Origin of the sequence: Lysinibacillus louembei, assembly GCF_033880585.1 — a bacterium.
Classification (GTDB): Bacteria; Bacillota; Bacilli; order Bacillales_A; family Planococcaceae; genus Metasolibacillus; species Metasolibacillus louembei.
This window is the reverse complement of record NZ_CP137624.1, coordinates 2,766,101-2,784,832: the sequence shown is the minus strand read 5'-3', so window position 1 is coordinate 2,784,832 and position 18,732 is coordinate 2,766,101. Positions and strand designations below refer to the sequence as shown.

The following is an 18,732-nucleotide window of genomic DNA, read 5'->3' as shown; positions in this document are numbered from 1 at the left end:
GGTATTTTAGTGGTGAAACTTTTTGCAAGCTATCAAGTAAGAAATGTTACATTAAAAAATCGGATCGTCATGGCACCAATGTGCACATATGAAGCAAATAGCGATGGCACGGTACAGCCATTTCATTTAACGCATTACGGCTCACGCGCGGTCGGGGGTGTTGGCTTAATGATTACAGAAGCGACAGCTATTTTACCTGAGGGACGCATTTCAGTGAATGATCTTGGCATTTGGGATGATCAGCATATCGAGGGGCAACGTCAAATTGTCGAACAGGCACATGCGTACGGTGCAAAAATAGCGATTCAATTAGCACATGCTGGACGCAAAGCAACAGTGGACGGTCGCATCGTAGCCCCTACCGCACTTGCCTTTAATGAAAATTATCGCACACCAGAAGAAATGACTCTTGAAGATATTGACATAGTTGTGCAAGGATTTGCTAATGCAGCTAGACGCGCACAGCAGGCGGGCTTTGATGTGCTGGAAATTCATGCAGCACATGGTTATTTAGTGAATACCTTTTTATCACCATTAACAAATAAAAGAACCGATGACTACGGTGGTAACGCAGAAAATCGCTATCGTTTACTGCGCAATATTATCGATGCAATTCGTGCCAAATGGGATGGCCCATTATTTGTACGTATATCTGCACATGATTATACGGAGGGTGGCTTAGTGCCTGAAGATTTCATTCAATTTGCTCGCTGGATGACTTCACAAGGCGTGGATTTAATCGATGTATCCTCTGGTGCAGTTGTTCCTGCAACAATTAATGCCTATCCACTGTATCAAGTACCTTTTGCCAAAACGATTAAAGAAGGAGCAAATGTGGAGGTCGGCGCTGTTGGCTTAATTACAACAGGGCAAGAGGCAGAGCAAGTATTACAGGACGGTAGTGCTGATTTAATCATTATCGGGCGCGAATTACTGCGCGACCCGTACTTCCCATACCGTGCAGCTAAACAGCTCGGTGTGCCATTTGAACCAACTGTGGCGGTGTATAAACGCGGATGGTAAGGATCGGTTGGCTGTTGACCATGCTCCTTCTACTTGCCGGCTGCACTGTCAAAACAGATGTCAAAGAGGATATAGTCATTGCAAATGAGGAGCCATCATTGGACGAACTGCTGCAGGATGAAAAATACGTTCATACGATCTATGGTGAACTATTTACAGCTACTTCCTTAGCGGAGCTAGAATCTATTTTAGCTACACAGCTTGTCCAGTTTGACCAGCAAATCGGAGTAATCTACAAAGGGCAAAATCTTTCGCCAGAAAATGTAGAACAGCTTCTAACAAAACTGAAAATTGAGCACGATATGATTGGTGGTACGCTATTTTACTATGAATTTGCAGTTGTTCCGATTGAGCAAGGCTTCTTTTTAGACCTTTTTTCACGCTTCACGACAAACAAAATTGAAATGGCCAGCATTTTACCAAAGCGCGATACCCTTCTCTCCTCTCTACAACTTGAAGGTAAGTCGGAGCGTGAACAGCTTGAGGCTATTCACCGTGCGGTCATTGAAGGCATGGATTATAATTTCGAGTATGATGATCTTGTAAGAGATCACTCGCCAGCAGGCTTTTTTCTCTATGGCACAGGTGTTTGCCAAGCCTACGCATCTGCCATGCATATGTTATTAGTGGAAGCAGGATTCGAGGCAAAGCTTGTCTATGGTGAGCTAAAATCCGCGATTGCTAATGATGAAAAGCATATGTGGAATTTAGTCAAAGTGGATGGCAAATGGCGTCATGTCGATGCAACCTCCAATGACCGTGGGGCAGGTTTTGCTAATCAAGTTAGCAAAGTTTATTTTATGTTAACAGATGAGCAGCTTAGTGCTACGCATATTTGGCAAGAAGCGGATTATCCAAGAGCTAATTAATAAAAAACCAGAGCATGATTGCTCTGGTTTTATGCTGTATGCAAGCTTTTTCTTGTCATCACGATAAATTCTGCTAATTCACTACTAAATTCAGCCTGTGCAACAAAGCCAAGCTTTTCATATAAATGAATCGCCCTTTGATTGAATTTCGCTACAGTTAATCGAATCGGTGTCCCTGCATAATTTTGCTCGATAAATTGCATGATTAGCGAGCAAAAGTCAAAGCCGTTGCCTTGCCCTGTAAGATGCGGGTTCATGCCAAACCCCATATCTACACAGCTTGCTGTATAGGCATCGAAACGATTGCCCGCAGGCACCTGTGCGCCTTTCCCTACACAAAAAAAGCCGATTAATTGCTGCTTGTCATCTACAATTGCGTTATAGGAGCCATCCAGTAATTCTTGTAATGCTTCATCTGTTAGCTCATTGTTATAAAAATCATAGGGTGCTTCATAGCGCCAATTTAAAATAGCGCTGGCTTTTTCCTTGTCCATGCTTTCAATAAATAGCTGCATTTTTATAAAACCCCCGCACGAATACGTTTGACAATTGAATATGTTGTATAGATAGCCATTGGTGCAAGTACACAGGCGATAATGCCCCATGTTAGCAGCGCCTCTGCCTCACGTAAAGCAGCATAGTTTGTCGCAATAAACACGATGATACCAAATAATAATATGTAGCTTAAAACATTCGGAAAAATAACAAGTAAACGAAGTACCGCTGGATTTATTTTTGGTGGATTCATTTGTTTCACTCCTGTCTCTTCTGCGCAAGCTTATTATAACAATATTTGCTAGTCGTTGGAAGCTTCTCTGTTAGTGGCTGCATGCTTTAAAGCAGCTCCTTCCCCTTTAATTCAAATTGGGCACCGTCACTCGCGATATAGGTAGCTGGAAATACAACGCGTGCTTGCTGTAATAATTTTGTGATATCATGTGCTAAAAAGCGTGCGCTAATATGGTTTAATATGAGATTTTTAGCATTCGCTTTTTGCGCAACTGTGGCCGCCTCTATATTTGTTGCGTGTCCATAGCTTGCGGCTAAATGGGTCGTTTCCGCATCAAATGTTGCTTCATGCACCACAATATCTGCCCTTTCTGCTAGGCGAATTGCATTGTCACAATACTTTGTATCGCCTAAAATAGTCACAACAAAACCGTCCTTTGCAGGTGCTGTCACATCCGTGCTATAAATGATTTCCCCTGTCTCAAGCACGATATCTTGTCCTTGCTTTAATTTCCCAAGCAATGGACCTTTTGGGACACCAAGGGCAAGCGCCTTTTCCATTAATAGTTCACCTAACAATGGCTTTTGCTCAATGCGATAGCCAAAGCATGGAATAACGTGTGCTAACAGCTTTGCATGGACGATAAATTGCTCGTCCTCAAAGACGATACCTTCTGTTACTTCTACATAGGCAATTGGATAGGTCAAATGCGTTCCTGTCAAAGCAAGTGTTGCCTCCACCCAGCTTTGCAAGCCTTTTGGTCCGTAAACTGTTAACGTATCCTCCCCACCTAGAAATGAACGTGAGCTAAGCAGTCCTGGCAGGCCAAAAACATGATCGCCATGCAAATGGGTAATAAATATTTTTTCGATTTTGCGTGGCTTAATCGTCGTATGCAAAATTTGATGCTGTGTCGCTTCACCACAATCGAATAACCAAATTGTGCCGCGCTCCTCCAATAGCTTCATGGCAATTGCACTCGTATTGCGCTCCTTTGAAGGCATACCTGCGCCTGTTCCTAAAAAATGCAACTCCATATACTGTGCCTCCTATTCTTTGAAATCATCTAAAAAATCTTTACTGAAGCTTGTATTTGCTTGATATTTCCCTTGTGCTGGCGCTATCATACCACGCTTAATGACATCTTTGCCAAATTTGCGTTCAAGCTGCTGCATCAATTCTACAATTGGTTCATCCTTAATTTGCTCCTCATAATCAAATAAACCGAGCTGCTGTGTCATATGCTGCTGATCCGTCACATTCGATACAGTAACACCGAGCAAGCGAACAGGTGATTCATCCCAATGCCTCGTAAATAATGCCCATGCAATTTCAAATATATCTGCTTCATTTGTCAGCGCATTTTTAACAGATTTACTACGCGTTTGATTGTGCCAGTCCGCATCGCGAATATAAATTGTCACGGTTGTTCCAGCAAGTCGCTTCGCTTTTAAGCGTTCTGCTACTTTTACACTTAGTTTTTTTATAATGTGCTGCAATGCTTCATAATCTGTTTCATCACGCGGCAATGTTGTTGAATTACCGACGCTTTTTGTATCATAAATCACATCTGGATTGACTTCACGACGATCCTCTCCATTTGCCTTCGCCTTTAAACGCTCTCCATTAATACCGAGCAGCTGTCGAATTTTATGCACCTCGATTTTGGCGAGCTGTTCAATCGTTGTAACACCAATTGTTGCAAGTTTATTCGCCGTTTTCTTTCCGACGCCATGCATAGTAATGACAGGTAATGGCCAAAGCTTTTCAGGCACATCACGTTTGCGCAAAATCGTAATACCCATCGGTTTTTTCATATCTGAAGCCGTTTTCGCTAAAAATTTATTTGGTGCCACACCGAGCGAGCATGGTAGCTTCAATTCTGTATAAATGCGTTGTTGAATTTCCTCAGCAATTTCCATCGCATGTCGCTTTGTACATAAATCGCTAATATCTATATAGCTTTCATCAATAGACACAGGCTCGACAAGCTCCGTATATTCGCGTAATAGCTTGAAAAATTGCTTAGAGGCGTGGCGATAGCGCTCAAAGTTTGGCGGCAACAGGATGAGCTTTGGACACAGCTTTTTTGCCTCATACACAGTCATTGTTGTTTTGACCCCATAGGCACGTGCTTCATAGGAGCATGTAATAATAATGCCGCGCCGCTCCTTCGGGTTCCCTGCAATCGCAAGTGGCTTGCCCTTCAAGCTTTCATCAAACACCTGCTCCACAGATGCATAAAAACAATTCATATCAATATGTATAATGACACGGCTCGCCATTTGCCACACCTCCCTTTTCTCTATTATACGCAAAAAAACGAAATACGAACAGTTATTCTAAAAAAGAGGTTATTGAGAAAGTAATGTTCCTCAATAACCTCTTGATTACTCACTGCCCGAAGAAGCATTCACGGCCACAGCTGCGCTTGTTGCCATAAGCGCATATTGCATTTGAAGCAGCAATTCCAACGACACAACTGACAATAATTCATTTGCCACATTCGGTAAATATTGCTGTACTGCGATGCTTAATGCCTGCTCTGTATGCCATTTTGCATATTTTTGGCTACTCAATAACTCATAAAATGCAATAATTTGCTGTAATTGCTCATCATTGATTTTTGCCAATGCTAAAAAACCAAGTTGAATATAATGTGACGGTCGTACTTTAATTTTTGCCTGCTCGATTTGCTGTTTAATTGCTAAGATGTATGGCACGAGTTGTTCATTGTAGTCAATACCTACAGTTGTTAAAATTTGTGACAAAGCTTGTAGCTCATTGCCTTGCGAAAATTTTTCCGTACGAAGCGCATCATAGTAGCGTCGCATCGTGTTAGCACGTATTTCCATATTACTATCGTCTAAGCCAAATAAAACGGCAATCGGCACATCATCATAGGATGTTAAAAATTTATGTTTTTTACGCATTTCACGATATAGTAGCTGTGCACGCTCAGCTTGTGCCTCTTTATTTTCACTTGTTAAAAATAATGCGGCAATCGTTGTGTACGATGTGTTTGGAAATTTTACTTTATGCAAAATATCCACATTGCTTAACAATGTACGAAGTGCGTCTTCTTTATTCGGCTCACCTGCCAATTGCATTGCATAAACATACTGCACTAAAACATTTGTCCGCAATGTTGAAAAGAAGCCTGTTTCCTTTTTGATTACTGCAATTGCTTGTTGTAATTCATCAATGTTAACCTCTTGCTGTCTCGCTGTATAGTGCGATGCCATTAGTAAAACAATTGGCTTGCCGACCGTCCAGCCTACAAATTTTTCAATTTTCCGATAGTTCTGCTCGAATTGTTGAAGTGTTTGTTCCATCTTTAGCACCTTCCTTTGTTATTTTATACGTAGAAAGGTGCGAAAAGGATTCATTTTTTCTGTTCATCCACCGTGCCAAAACGATGCTCTGGCGGGGCATAAACCGAAAATAACTTTAATGGACGTTGACCAATATTAATGATATTATGCCATTTTCCAGCAGGTATAAAAATGCCATCTCCCGGATTAACCATGCGTTCTACTTCTGGATGATCTCTGCGGTCACCAATGCGCACATAGCCTTGCCCTTCCTCAATATAGAAAAATTGATCTGTCGCTGGGTGTCGCTCTGCACCAATATCTTCTCCTACACGAATATTCATTAAAGTTGTTTGTAAATGCTTTCCTGTCCAAATTGTCCGACGAAATGCTTGATTGCGTAATGTCGCATTGTGCAAATTCACTACATAGGGAGATTTCCCATAATCTCTTATTGATGTGCTATCATGGTGATGCTGTCCATGCCATGGATAGCTTGGCTGCATTGGGGGTTGTGGGAGCATTGGATGATACGGATATTGCTGCATCGGATTTTGTGCATAATAATAGCCGTTATAATACACTTTTTAGCCTCCTCTAAATTGTCAACTTGCCCTATGCTATGCGGAAAGCTGTACAAATGTCCCAATTCTTTATTGAACTCTCGCCATTTTAATTATTCCAGCAAATATGATAATAAAAAGTGACGCAATAAGCACAATAAAAGCAGTTGAGTTGAGCAATAGCCTTTCTTGTTGTGCCATTATCACAATTTCATAAGTAATATAGGCAAAAAGAATCGCGCATACATTTTTTGTGTAATTGATTATTCTTTTGCTTACTTTATAAAATTGCTCAACATTTGCTTCATTGATGCGGTCAGGATAATTATGCAAATGTGGCTTATTTTCTACAATTTGCAAGCCGATAAATAAGGCAATATTAATTACTGGTAATAGCAACATTTCGTACTTAGAGCCCCAGCGGTCAATTTCACCAATGCCATTGAAATGCATTGGCACTTGTGCAGGTAAGCTTGACCAATTCCATGCGATAAATATCAGGGAAAATAATATTGCCATGCACCCGATTATATTGGCTATTTTCCCTGTTGTTGAGCTTGGAAAATTTATTTTCGGTCGGTACGGTTTTGTCAGCATGTTTTCCCCCCCTCTCCCTATTACTTCCTACCTTCTATACTATTTAAAGCATAAAAAAGTTTCAGCTATTAGCAAAAAGCCGATGCATCACGCATCGGCTCCCTTTTCATCTTCAAGCATTTTATGCATATAGGCAATAATTTCGCGAATCCCCTCTAAGGAATCCACTAAAATTTTTGGATCAACACACGTAATCATGCGATTTTCTAAATTGGCAACGGCTGTGAAATATTTTGTTTTTGCGTAATTCACCAAGCCAATTTGCTGTAATTCATTTTCGCCAAAGTCTAAAATTTCCTTGGCATCTGTTACGACAAGTCCATAATTCACCACATCTGTATTTAATACAATAATACGCACTAAATCCCCTGTGCTTGGTTTATCGTATAAAATTCGCTGAAAATCAATCACAGGTATTAATTCGCCTCGAATGCGCGTGAAGCCTAGTAAATAGTTTGGCAAATGCGGAATTGGTGTAATATGCTCAAGCTTTTCAATTGAGACAACTTGCCCAACTGGTGCTGCATATTCTTCATTGCCACAGCCAAACACGACTGATTTACGAAAATCCATTAATTTGCCCTCCCTTATTTCGTTGTTTGCTTAACAACTTCGACTAATAAGTTTGCAAGCTTCTCTAATTCAGCAATTGGCATACGCTCGTTTGTCGTATGAATTTCCTCATAGCCGACTGCAAAATTCACCGTTGGAATGCCGAAGCCTGAAATGACGTTGGCATCGCTACCGCCGCCTGATGCAAATAATGTTGGCTCATCACCGATTACACGCACTGCTGCCGTTGCTACTTGTACCACTTTATCAGCCTCTGTTACACGGAAGCCTGGGTACATTAATAATACTTCGACCTCTGCACGTCCACCTAATTCACTCGCTACACGCTCAAAAGTTTCCTGCATATGTGCTGTTTGAGCATTTAATTTTTCTTCAACAATTGAACGTGCCTCCGCTAAAATATATACTTCATCACAAACGATATTTGTTGCTTTACCGCCTTCAAAGCGACCGATGTTTGCTGTTGTTTCAAAATCTAAACGACCTAGCTTCATTTCGGCAACTGCCTTCGAAGCAATAGTAATCGCTGAAATCCCTTTTTCTGGTGCGACACCAGCATGTGCAGATTTTCCGAAAATTTTCGCATGCACCTTTGCTTGGAATGGTGCAGCTGTCACGATATGTCCTACTTTCCCACTACTATCAACCGCAAAGCCATATTTCGCAATAATGTGCTCAGGATTTAGCTCTTTAGCACCAACTAGACCGCTTTCTTCACCAGCTGTAATGACAAATTGAATTGTGCCATGTGCAATATTTTCTTCTTTTAAACGGCGTACCATTTCAAATAGAGCGGAAATTCCTGCTTTATCATCCGCTCCTAAAATCGTCGTGCCATCTGAATAAATATAGCCATCCTCACGCACCTCAGGCTTAATACCAACACCCGGCACAACCGTATCCATATGGCATGTGAAATAGATTGGCTCTACATCTAATGTTCCAGGTAATGTGGCAATAATATTGCCTGCGCCATGTCCGTTACGTGTATGTGCATCGTCCTGTACAACATCAAAGCCAAGCTCCTGTAGCTTTGCAACTAAAACAGGTGCAATTTTTTCCTCATGCTTTGTTTCAGAATCGATTTGTACAAGCTCTAAAAATTCATTAACTAAACGATTATTCATAGTTGAAAACTCCTTGTTATGTAAGTTATTATTGAAAATTCACACTAATCTTATTGTACGTCTCCTTGTTCAGAAAAACAATGACTCATCTTCTGTCGCAAAAATAATTTCGCGCTGCTTAGCGATATCTTTTTCTTTTTCTAGTAAATAGTCTAGCTTATTTTCAAGCATTAGCTGCGTGTTGGCTACGTCATCTTGTACCCGTTTCAATTGCTCAATTGCCGTCGCAATTTTCGAATGAATTGACCAAGCTGAAAAAATATCATCGAAGAAGTAATCTGCAAATTTAACAAAGCCATCGACCTCTACTGCAAAAGCTTTATGCTGCATATTTTGTACATCAAGAAGCTCGTTGTGGTAGCGTTGTAAGGCCATCTGCGCCTTATGAATATACGCCTCTGAGTGATTTAATTTTTCATGCTTCATCGCCGTGGCAATCAAGCCACCACCTAAAAAAGTATCCCATGTGGAATAATCTTTCGCCTTGACTAAATTTTCAAGTGCATCCATTAAAGTGCGCATTGCCGTTGCACCAGCTTCCTGTGCCTCCACAATTTCCTTTTTCAGCTGCTTTACATGTAGCTCCTGCTCTAGCAAATCATTCAATTTCTCCGCCTGCTTTGGTGCATGCTGCATTAACCATAGTTCCTTTTGTCTCGTTATTTTTTTAAATTGCTCAGCAATTGTTGCTAAATCTTCTGCTTGAATTTTGCTAGTTAAAGTAGCCAAATCCTGCTGTAAATCTTCATGCATCAACTGACTTTCAATTAATTTTAATTCCTGTGTTGCGACAACGCCAAATTGCGCTTCCATTTTTTCATCATATTTCCCTGTCCATTTTTGAAAAAGCTGAAGAAAGGAAAACTGCTCCAACTTATTTAATCGCTTCTTTGCCTCAATTAATTGTGCCTCATAGCCTTCGATTTCACGCTGTGCACGGCGCATTTGCTTTTCAATTGCCTGCTTTTGCTTTGTTAATTTTTCAATCGCTCGCAAACGCAATTGGTAGTCGCTATATTGCTGCTGTAGCTGTTGCCATTCCATGCTATCGCCCCCTTGCTTAATTTTACCATGCAGTTGTTGGGAAGTCGCTGATATATGTGTGAAACTCGCCGATATATTTGAAAAACCGCTGATATCTGCTCAAAAGTCACCGATATATCCTTGAAACCCGCTGATATAATTCAACATTGCTAATCAACATAAAAAAGCTACCCCAAATTGAGATAGCTCGTTTTTCTTATAGCGGAATATTGCCATGCTTTTTATATGGGCGATCCTCATGCTTTGTTGATAGCATGTCAAGTGCCTGCATTAGCTTAATACGTGTTTCACGTGGGTCAATGACATCGTCTACCATGCCGCGGGATGCCGCAACATATGGGTTGGCAAACTTTTCTTTATACTCTTCGATTTTCGCTGCACGTGTTGCTTCTGGGTCGCTTGATTTTGCGATTTCACCTGCGTGGATAATGTTGGCTGCACCTGCTGCGCCCATTACGGCAATTTCTGCGTTTGGCCAAGCGAATACTAGGTCAGCGCCAATTGCCTTAGAGTTTAAGGCTACATATGCACCTCCATATGCTTTACGTAAAATAACCGTGATTTTTGGTACTGTTGCTTCTGAATAAGCATATAAAATTTTCGCACCGTGACGAATGATACCACCATGCTCCTGCTTAACGCCTGGGAAGAAGCCTGACACATCCTCGAATGTAATAACAGGTACATTGTAGGCATCGCAAGTACGAACGAAGCGTGCTAATTTATCTGATGAATCGATATCTAAGCCGCCTGCTAAAAACTTCGGCTGGTTACATACTAAGCCAACCGATTCACCCGCAATACGAGCAAAGCCGACAACAACGTTTTTAGCGAACTCCTTTTGCACTTCCATAAAGGAGCCTTCATCGACAACTTGCTCCACTACTTTGCGCACATCGTAAGATTTCGTTTGGTCGATTGGCACAACGTCCACTAGCTCTGAACGGTATTCATCACCCGCTATATACGGAGCTTTCGGCGCTTTTTCCTTATTGTTTTGTGGCAAATAGCTTAACAGCTGTTGAATTTGTTTGATTGCCTCTTCCTCATTTGGTGCACGGAAATGTGCATTGCCGCTAATCGTATTATGCACCTTTGAGCCACCTAAGCCTTCAGAGGAAATTTTTTCACCTGTTACCGTTTCAATTACTTTCGGTCCTGTAATAAACATTTGTGATGTTTTATCAACCATTAAAATGAAGTCAGTAATCGCTGGTGAATAAACGGCACCACCCGCACAAGGTCCCATAATAACAGAAATTTGTGGAATCACACCTGAATAAATCGAGTTGCGATAAAAAATATGCCCGTAGCCATCCAATGATAAAACGCCCTCTTGAATACGTGCGCCACCTGAATCATTAATGCCGATAAAAGGCGTGCCATTTTTCGCTGCTAAATCCATCACAGCAGCAATCTTTTTCGCATGCATTTCACCGAGTGCTCCCCCGAACACTGTAAAATCTTGTGCGAATAAGTAAATGTTACGCCCATTAATTTTTCCGAAGCCTGTCACAACCCCATCGCCTGGTCCCTCTAAGCTCGCCATACCAAAGTCAATTGTACGATGCGTAATAAATGGGTTGATTTCAACAAATGTACCTTCATCAAGTAGTAAATCAATGCGCTCACGTGCTGTTAGCTTGCCCTTTTCGTGCTGCTTGTCAATACGCGCATCTCCCCCACCTAATTCGATAACGCTTTTACGGTCATATAGCTCGTGAATTTTATCAAACATATCCATTCTCTTTATTCCCCTTTTCCACTTTTATCACATAATTCATATAGCACACCGAAGGAGTCCTTTGGGTGTAAAAAGGCAACCTCTGCACCACCTGCACCAGGCCCTGGCTCCTCTGATAGCAGGCGTACCCCTTTTTCACGCAATTCTACCATACGCTCACGAATATCAGTTACCCCAAATGCGATATGGTGAATGCCTTCGCCACGCTTTTCTATAAAGCTATGAATCGTGCTTTCTTCACTCATCGGTGCTAAAAGCTCTAGCTTGACATTGCCCGCGTCAATAAAAGCAACCTTCACTTTTTGAGAGGTAACCTCCTCTATTTTTAATAAAGTTAAACCGAGCGTTTCTGTATAATAAGCTAGACGCTCCTCTATATTTTTCACAGCAATCCCAATATGATCTACTTTTTTCATCGAATTATCCACCTTCTATATCGATTATACTTGAGAATTTTGAAAGATTTGATAAACTAAATACAGATATATCGAAGGAGCGATTTGAAATGAGCAATAAAAAGTTTCAAAAAGTCGTTGTTTACTCAATGGTTATCATTATGTTAATCTCAACAATTGCCATGGGTGTAGCGGCTATTATGTAATTAGGATGCTTATATAGCATCCTTTTTTTATTTATGTAAGCCTGCAAACGACTGTTTAATCGCTAAATACTGTTCCATCTCCTCAATACATTGATACAATGCAGCCATTGCCAAAAAGGTTTGATGGTCTGTTGGTAAAGGCATCTCTGCAAACTTCACTTTGACTCTATCAAGCTTTTCAATGAAATGGCTGGCTGTATTGCCAGAGTGAACATGCTCACTCAAATCCTCCATGAAAACAGCTACTACTTCTGCTTGTTGTACTATAACAGGCAAGGCCGTAATTTTCGGTAAAATTCGCTCGATAATTTCAAGCTGCTGCTCTCGCATATCAAAATATACATAATATGAATTACTTTTGCGCGTTAAGTGGTTTTCAACATCTTGGAAAGCAATCGCCTTGGCCTTATTGATGACTTCGGCTGCTGCAATCAGCTCATGACCGTCCCACAATGATTCCCCATTCCTTAAATATTGCGCAATTTCAGAAAATATCTTTTGGTAATATGCCTCAATTTGTAGACGGTAGGCATCTAGCTTCGGCTGAATATCCGGCATGTACATATTGACTGCTAGCCCTACTCCATAGCCAATCAGCATTAAATAAATTTCATTTTGTAGCAAGGTCCATGAAAAATGCCCTGCTGAATAAATATGCAAAACGATAACAGCACTTGATACGAAGCCTGCTGTCACGTGAAATGATACGAGTAAAGGAAGAAAAATAATGAACATGATACCTAGCATAATTGGATGATAGCTAATTAGCTCAAATGCAAGCCATGCGAGCAACATCCCTAATAAGCTAGCAACAAATCTTGTATAAACAGCATGCACCGATTTTCGCTTCGTCGGCTGGATGCATAAAATGGTTAAAATCGCAGCAGACGTATAAAATTGCAAATCGAAAAAATGGGCGATGGCAATCGCAAGTGCTGCACCAACCGCCGTTTTCAGCGTACGGTAGCCAATCGAAAATTTCTTCATCGTCGGAAGCCTCTCTTTTAGGTGAAAATAGAGGCTGTCCATAAAGAACAGCCTATTTTGATGCTATACTTCCTCACAATATTCTTCGAAGTTACCTTGCAGGTTTAACACAACAGACATTGGGTCATGTCCTTCAATTTCATAGCGTCCAACTTCCGCTACAACTTGCCCATCCTTTAATAAAACAAAAGATGGTGATGATGGTAAATGGTCTTCACCAAAATGATAGCGTGCTGCTGCTGTCGCTTCTTTGTCTTGCCCTGCAAAAACTGTTACTAAATGGTCAGGACGTTTATCGTAATGAACCGCCTGTGTTGCTGCTGGGCGAGCAATACCACCTGCACAGCCACATACAGAGTTCACCATAACAAGCGTTGTGCCTGGACGAGCAAAGGCTGCTTCTACCTCTTCAGGTGTGCGCAATTGCTCGTAGCCTGCTGCCTCCATTTCCGCGCGAGCTGTTGTCGTAATTTGCTGCATAAATAAATCATAATCCATGTTCATAATTGTATTCGCTCCTTTCATACTATTTCATCATAGCAAGACATTTCGCGATATGCAAAGAACTGATTTTAATTATTTTTAAATAGCTGTTCGACGCCTTGTGTCACTGTTAATTTGCCTTGTAAAATAGCATTTTCTAGCTGGCTAACCTGCATTTTATTGTCGGCATTTTGATAAAAGGAATCGAGTAAATGGTCCATAATCATTGCATGGAACCAATCCCGGGTTTGCGCATTACGTCGTATTAACCAATAGTTTGAGGCTTGTACCTGTTCTTCAAACTGCTGAATCATTTGCCATGTTTCCTGCAAGCCTGTTTTTGCATGTGAAGATACCGCAAGTGCTGTGCTCATCCAGCCCGGTGTAGCAGGCTGTAAAAAATGCAAAATTTGCTTGTATTCCTGCACCGTTTTGCGTGCAGGGCGCACATTATCACCATCGCTTTTATGGACGATAATGCCATCTGCTAGCTCCATAATGCCCTTTTTCATGCCTTGCAGCTCATCACCCGCACCAGTCAACACCAAGAGTAAGAAGAAGTCCACCATGCCCCGCACATACGTTTCACTTTGTCCAACACCAACTGTTTCAATCAAAATGACATCATAGCCTGCTGCCTCGCAAACAAGCATCGTTTCACGTGTTTTTTTATGCACACCACCCAATGTACCCGCGCTCGGTGATGGACGCACGAAGGAGTTCGACTTGCGCACAAGCTCCTCCATTCGCGTTTTATCACCTAAAATGCTGCCTCCAGAAATGGATGAGCTTGGATCAATCGCTAAGACGGCAACCTTTTTGCCCATATCGCAAAGCATCGAGCCAAACGCTTCAATAAAGGAGCTCTTTCCCGCACCTGGTACGCCTGTAATGCCAATGCGAATGCTGTTCCCTGTATAAGGCAGCAACTCCTGTAATAAGCTTTGTGCTTGCTCTTTATGCATCGCATTTGAGCTTTCAATTAAGGTAATCGCCTTGGATAAGGAAATGCGGTTGCCTGCTTTTACTTCCTCAGCCAATGTCACAACATCAAGTGTCGTTTGCTGTTTTTTACGGAATTTCTTCGGTTTGCCATAATTCATGCCGTCATGACCACCTTTCACACCGTCCATGACAAATAGTGCACTTTGTTGCTCCAAGCGTTTATCCATTACTTTGCCACTTCCTCGTAGCCTAGCTGTTTATAAATTTCCTCGATGATTTTTTGGGCGGAAACAGGAATCACTGTTCCTGGTCCGAAAATAGCGACTGCCCCTGCTTCATAAAGGAATTCATAATCCTGCGCTGGGATTACACCACCGCAAATAACGATAATGTCCTCGCGCCCTAGCTTTTTCAGCTCGCCAACAAGTGCGGGTACTAGCGTTTTATGCCCTGCTGCTAATGAGGATACACCGACGCAATGCACATCATTTTCCACTGCCATCTGTGCCGTTTCCTCTGGCGTCATAAATAATGGTGAAATATCAACATCAAAGCCTAGGTCTGCATAGCCTGTTGCGATGACCTTCGCACCACGGTCATGTCCGTCCTGCCCCATTTTTGCCACTAAAATACGCGGGCGGCGTCCTTCATTTTCAAGGAATTCCTCCGTCATTTGCTTCACTTCATTGATTTGCTCCTCATCTGAGAAGTTTGATGAATACACACCTGAAATCGAGCGGATAATCGCTTTATGACGGCCTGATACCTTTTCAATAGCATCCGAAATTTCGCCTAATGATGCACGTGCACGCGCTGCATCAACCGCAACAGCAAGCAAGTTCTCCTCGCCTGTTTGAGCTGCCTTTGTTAGACGTGCTAAATGCTTTTGTACTTCCTCTTCGTTACGGTTTGCCTTCATTTTTTCCAAGCGCTCAATTTGCTGCTGGCGTACAACTGCATTATCAATATCTAAAATGTCGATTGGCTCTTCTTCTGCTAAACGATATTTATTAACACCGACAATCGTTTCTGTTTTGGAATCGATTTTCGCTTGACGCTTCGCCGCAGCTTCCTCCACCTTCATTTTTGGTAAGCCTGTGTCAATCGCCTTCGCCATGCCACCAAGCTCTTCAATTTCCTCGATTAACGCCCACGCTTTTTCCGTTAGCTCCTCTGTTAGCTTCTCTACATAATACGAGCCACCCCACGGGTCAATGACCTTCGTCATACCTGTTTCCTCTTGTAAAAAGAGCTGTGTATTACGCGCAATACGTGCCGAGAAATCAGTCGGTAAAGCAATCGCCTCATCGAGCGCATTTGTATGCAATGATTGCGTATGTCCCATTGCAGCCGCATTCGCTTCGATAAGTGTACGCGTCACATTATTGAATGGATCCTGCTCTGTTAAGGACCAGCCAGACGTTTGTGAATGTGTACGCAAAGCTAATGATTTCGGGTTTTTCGGGTTAAATGTCGACATCATTTGTGCCCAAATGCGACGTGCTGCACGCATTTTAGCGATTTCCATATAGTAATTCATCCCGATTGCCCAGAAGAACGACAAACGTGGTGCAAAGGCATCGATATCAATACCTGCCTTTAAGCCTGTGCGTACATATTCCAAGCCATCTGCTAATGTGTAGGCAAGCTCAATATCGTTTGTCGCACCTGCTTCTTGAATATGATAGCCTGAAATTGAAATCGAATTGAATTTCGGCATAAATTTCGCTGTAAACTCAAAAATATCTGCAATAATTTTCATGGACATCGCTGGTGGATAAATATACGTATTACGCACCATGTATTCCTTTAAAATATCGTTTTGAATCGTACCAGCAAGCTGCTCTGGCTTTACACCTTGCTCCTCTGCCGCCACAATATAAAAAGCTAATACAGGTAGTACTGCGCCGTTCATCGTCATCGATACCGACATTTGATCTAACGGAATGCCGTCGAATAAAATTTTAGCATCCTCAACAGAGTCAATCGCTACTCCTGCTTTCCCAACATCCCCAGTTACACGCGGGTGGTCAGAATCATAGCCGCGATGTGTCGCTAAATCAAATGCAACAGATAAGCCTTTTTGCCCCATTGCTAAATTGCGTCGATAAAAGGCATTTGATTCTTCCGCTGTTGAGAAGCCTGCATATTGGCGCACCGTCCAAGGACGTGCAACATACATCGTTGGATATGGTCCTCTTGTATTTGGTGCGATACCTGCTACATCCTGTAAATGCTTGATGTCCTTCATGTCATCCTTTGTGTAGACATTTTTCACTTCAATACCTTCATTTGTCATAAAGGTAGTTGTCGCTTGAAGGCCTTCTGTTGCTAGTATATCCTCGATAACAATCCCTTGAAAGTTCGCGTTCATCCTTGTACCTCCTTTAAGCTTGCCATCACTGCATTGAGCTTTTGGATCATATTTTGACCAGCAAAGATGAAGCCATTTAGTCCATCAGCTTGCCATGCCTGCTCCTCTTCTTTAAATTTCCCTGCCACATCGAGCAACTGCTTTTCTTGCTTCACTTTTAACAGCGCAGGTACTACCGTTTTCGCATCGTCATCCGTTGCCGCGACGACGATATAATCATAATCCGTTGTCTTGAGCCAGCGCTCAGCTTCCTCAATCGTTGAAAGCGCACCAGACTGTTCTATCGTAATACCAGCTGTTGCGAAAAAGCCTGCAACAAAATCGGCACGCGCTTTGAAGTTTTTCAATTCGCCAAATGTTAAAATCGCCATTTTGGCGTTTTGCTGTGCATAGCTTTCACGCAATTTTTCAAATGGAATCGCTAAACGCTTGACATCGACAAATTGCACATTGCTTTCTGGAGCCATGCTATCCGCTGGGTTTGCATAAATATTTGTGCCAATTAAAGAGGCTTTACGTGTTTCAATTTGCTTAATACGCGTTTGATAAACATCCTCGATTTTCGTATCAATTCGGTATGCTTCTAGTCCACCCGCAGCTTCAATTTGTATAAACAGCTGCCATGCCTCCTTTACTAAATCGGCTGTTAATGATTCGATAAAGTATGAGCCACCTGAAGGGTCTGTGACATTTAATACATGCGATTCTTCATTTGCAACTAATAATACATTGCGTGCAATACGTATCGATTGCTCTGTCGGCTTTGTTAACACATCATGTGGATGGACTGTGAAGACATCAACACCACCAATAATCCCTGCAAAGGCTTCATTTCCTGCACGTAATAAATTCACATAAACATCAAGCTTTGAGAAGCTGCGTACAGATGTTTCCGCTACGATCGGTACAGCAATTGCCTCTGCTCCAAGCCCCTTTGAAAAGGCTTTCCACAGCACTTTAAATGCGCGGATTTTCGCGATTTCCATAAAGAATTGTGTATCAATGGCAAAGCTGACGAAAAATTTTTGTGCAACGTCCTCATAGCTTGTTGCTTTCTTCGCTAAATCGCTCGCTTGTGCTAACGCAATTGCTAGCTCCTGCACAGCATTTGCTCCATTGTTATGGTATTTCACAGTATTGCTATGTGCTGTACGGACATTTGGGAAATCAGCTAATTCCAGCGACTCTCTTGAAACAATATAGCCTGTGACAGCATGTTTTTTATCTGCTGCAATTTTTGTAAATACTTGCATTAATGGGTCGTTACTATTTTCAACAATTAGCTTAAACGTGTACTCTGTCATAAAGTCAGCTAGGCTTGTTAAAATAGCTGTATCCCATTCAAACGCCACACGGCTATCAATCGTTAGCACCTCATTACCACGTGATAAGCTGTCCTGTAAATTTGTTAAAAATTGTTCAGCTGTATCACCGTAAATTTGTTGGGCAATTTCAAAGGAATCTGTTGCTTTCATTGTGCGAATTGTCGCAACTTGCTTTTCTAGCTGCTCACCTAATTTGTCAATTAACGTCGCTTCTGTGTAAAGTGGCTCTAATGTAATGCCTTCAATTGTTTTAGTTAATAAGGATTCAAATGGCTTCCCTTTTAAGGCTTTCGTTGCCTGCTCCTGCCATTCCTCATAGCTGGCTGATGCAAATTGAATCTCTTTCATATTTGTTGTCATGCAGTTGAGCTTCCCCCTTTATCATTTCCTATTTCATATATTACATGAGAAAGCGCTAACAATAAAGAGAAAA

At 41.8% G+C, this 18,732-nt stretch carries 20 protein-coding genes; 3 read left to right on the top strand and 17 right to left on the bottom strand.

What is annotated here, in order from left to right:
- Nucleotides 1–9: 9 nt before the first annotated feature.
- Complete coding sequence (namA, locus tag R6U77_RS13855; protein WP_406601047.1) at nt 10–1,023, top strand: NADPH dehydrogenase NamA; 1,014 nt, start codon at nt 10–12, stop codon at nt 1,021–1,023.
- Nucleotides 1,017–1,892 carry a transglutaminase domain-containing protein gene (locus R6U77_RS13850; RefSeq protein WP_319836074.1) on the top strand — a complete coding sequence of 292 codons (876 nt, stop codon included), beginning with the start codon at nt 1,017–1,019 and terminating at the stop codon, nt 1,890–1,892. The genes namA and R6U77_RS13850 overlap by 7 nt, the downstream gene beginning before the upstream one ends.
- 29 nt (nt 1,893–1,921) lie before the next feature.
- Here the strand turns inward: R6U77_RS13850 and R6U77_RS13845 are convergent, their stop codons facing one another.
- The 12 genes from R6U77_RS13845 to mce all read right to left on the bottom strand — a co-directional run bounded on the left by R6U77_RS13845 (nt 1,922) and on the right by mce (nt 12,000).
- Entirely contained in the window at nt 1,922–2,407 is a 486-nt protein-coding gene (locus tag R6U77_RS13845; RefSeq protein ID WP_319836073.1) for a GNAT family N-acetyltransferase, read from the bottom strand.
- 2 nt (nt 2,408–2,409) lie between these two features.
- Nucleotides 2,410–2,640, bottom strand: a complete 231-nt coding sequence (locus tag R6U77_RS13840; RefSeq protein WP_293920499.1) for an acyl-phosphate glycerol 3-phosphate acyltransferase — start codon at nt 2,638–2,640, stop codon at nt 2,410–2,412.
- An 86-nt stretch (nt 2,641–2,726) separates the two neighbouring features.
- A complete protein-coding gene (rnz, locus tag R6U77_RS13835) occupies nt 2,727–3,659 on the bottom strand; it encodes a ribonuclease Z (RefSeq protein ID WP_319836072.1) in 933 nt (310 codons plus the stop codon).
- A gap of 12 nt (nt 3,660–3,671) precedes the next feature.
- Nucleotides 3,672–4,907 carry a DNA polymerase IV gene (locus R6U77_RS13830; protein ID WP_293920503.1) on the bottom strand — a complete coding sequence of 412 codons (1,236 nt, stop codon included), beginning with the start codon at nt 4,905–4,907 and terminating at the stop codon, nt 3,672–3,674.
- A gap of 105 nt (nt 4,908–5,012) precedes the next feature.
- Entirely contained in the window at nt 5,013–5,957 is a 945-nt protein-coding gene (locus tag R6U77_RS13825; RefSeq protein ID WP_319836071.1) for a DUF4003 family protein, read from the bottom strand.
- A 50-nt stretch (nt 5,958–6,007) separates the two neighbouring features.
- A complete protein-coding gene (locus R6U77_RS13820; protein ID WP_293920507.1) occupies nt 6,008–6,520 on the bottom strand; it encodes a cupin domain-containing protein in 513 nt (170 codons plus the stop codon).
- Nucleotides 6,521–6,589: 69 nt separating this feature from the next.
- Nucleotides 6,590–7,096: a DUF1648 domain-containing protein gene (locus R6U77_RS13815; RefSeq protein ID WP_319836070.1), complete on the bottom strand. Its 507-nt coding sequence runs from the start codon at nt 7,094–7,096 to the stop codon at nt 6,590–6,592.
- An 87-nt stretch (nt 7,097–7,183) separates the two neighbouring features.
- Nucleotides 7,184–7,669 carry a chemotaxis protein CheW gene (locus tag R6U77_RS13810; RefSeq protein ID WP_293920510.1) on the bottom strand — a complete coding sequence of 162 codons (486 nt, stop codon included), beginning with the start codon at nt 7,667–7,669 and terminating at the stop codon, nt 7,184–7,186.
- 14 nt (nt 7,670–7,683) lie between these two features.
- The gene (locus R6U77_RS13805; RefSeq protein ID WP_319836069.1) at nt 7,684–8,796 is read right to left on the bottom strand and encodes a M20/M25/M40 family metallo-hydrolase; all 1,113 of its coding nucleotides are present in this window, start codon (nt 8,794–8,796) and stop codon (nt 7,684–7,686) included.
- A gap of 69 nt (nt 8,797–8,865) precedes the next feature.
- Nucleotides 8,866–9,840: a hypothetical protein gene (locus tag R6U77_RS13800; RefSeq protein WP_319836068.1), complete on the bottom strand. Its 975-nt coding sequence runs from the start codon at nt 9,838–9,840 to the stop codon at nt 8,866–8,868.
- 196 nt (nt 9,841–10,036) lie between these two features.
- The gene (locus R6U77_RS13795) at nt 10,037–11,584 is read right to left on the bottom strand and encodes an acyl-CoA carboxylase subunit beta (protein ID WP_319836067.1); all 1,548 of its coding nucleotides are present in this window, start codon (nt 11,582–11,584) and stop codon (nt 10,037–10,039) included.
- Nucleotides 11,585–11,589: 5 nt separating this feature from the next.
- Nucleotides 11,590–12,000: a methylmalonyl-CoA epimerase gene (gene mce, locus R6U77_RS13790; RefSeq protein WP_319836066.1), complete on the bottom strand. Its 411-nt coding sequence runs from the start codon at nt 11,998–12,000 to the stop codon at nt 11,590–11,592.
- Nucleotides 12,001–12,089: 89 nt separating this feature from the next.
- Between mce and prli42 the strand changes: the two genes are divergently transcribed.
- Nucleotides 12,090–12,185 (top strand): stressosome-associated protein Prli42, encoded by a 96-nt coding sequence (prli42, locus tag R6U77_RS13785; RefSeq protein WP_293920518.1) that lies wholly within the window; start codon nt 12,090–12,092, stop codon nt 12,183–12,185.
- Nucleotides 12,186–12,212: 27 nt separating this feature from the next.
- Here the strand turns inward: prli42 and R6U77_RS13780 are convergent, their stop codons facing one another.
- From R6U77_RS13780 to R6U77_RS13760, 5 genes are all read right to left on the bottom strand, one after another.
- On the bottom strand, nt 12,213–13,172 hold the full coding sequence (locus tag R6U77_RS13780; RefSeq protein ID WP_319836065.1) for an aromatic acid exporter family protein: 960 nt from the start codon (nt 13,170–13,172) through the stop codon (nt 12,213–12,215).
- 63 nt (nt 13,173–13,235) lie between these two features.
- Nucleotides 13,236–13,676: a BrxA/BrxB family bacilliredoxin gene (locus R6U77_RS13775; protein ID WP_066164369.1), complete on the bottom strand. Its 441-nt coding sequence runs from the start codon at nt 13,674–13,676 to the stop codon at nt 13,236–13,238.
- Between the two features lie 68 nt (nt 13,677–13,744).
- Nucleotides 13,745–14,827 carry a methylmalonyl Co-A mutase-associated GTPase MeaB gene (meaB, locus tag R6U77_RS13770; RefSeq protein ID WP_319836064.1) on the bottom strand — a complete coding sequence of 361 codons (1,083 nt, stop codon included), beginning with the start codon at nt 14,825–14,827 and terminating at the stop codon, nt 13,745–13,747.
- Nucleotides 14,827–16,974, bottom strand: coding sequence for a methylmalonyl-CoA mutase (gene scpA, locus R6U77_RS13765; RefSeq protein ID WP_293920524.1), 2,148 nt, complete (start codon nt 16,972–16,974; stop codon nt 14,827–14,829). The genes meaB and scpA overlap by 1 nt, the downstream gene beginning before the upstream one ends.
- The gene (locus tag R6U77_RS13760) at nt 16,971–18,659 is read right to left on the bottom strand and encodes a methylmalonyl-CoA mutase family protein (protein WP_319836063.1); all 1,689 of its coding nucleotides are present in this window, start codon (nt 18,657–18,659) and stop codon (nt 16,971–16,973) included. The genes scpA and R6U77_RS13760 overlap by 4 nt, the downstream gene beginning before the upstream one ends.
- Nucleotides 18,660–18,732: the final 73 nt, after the last annotated feature.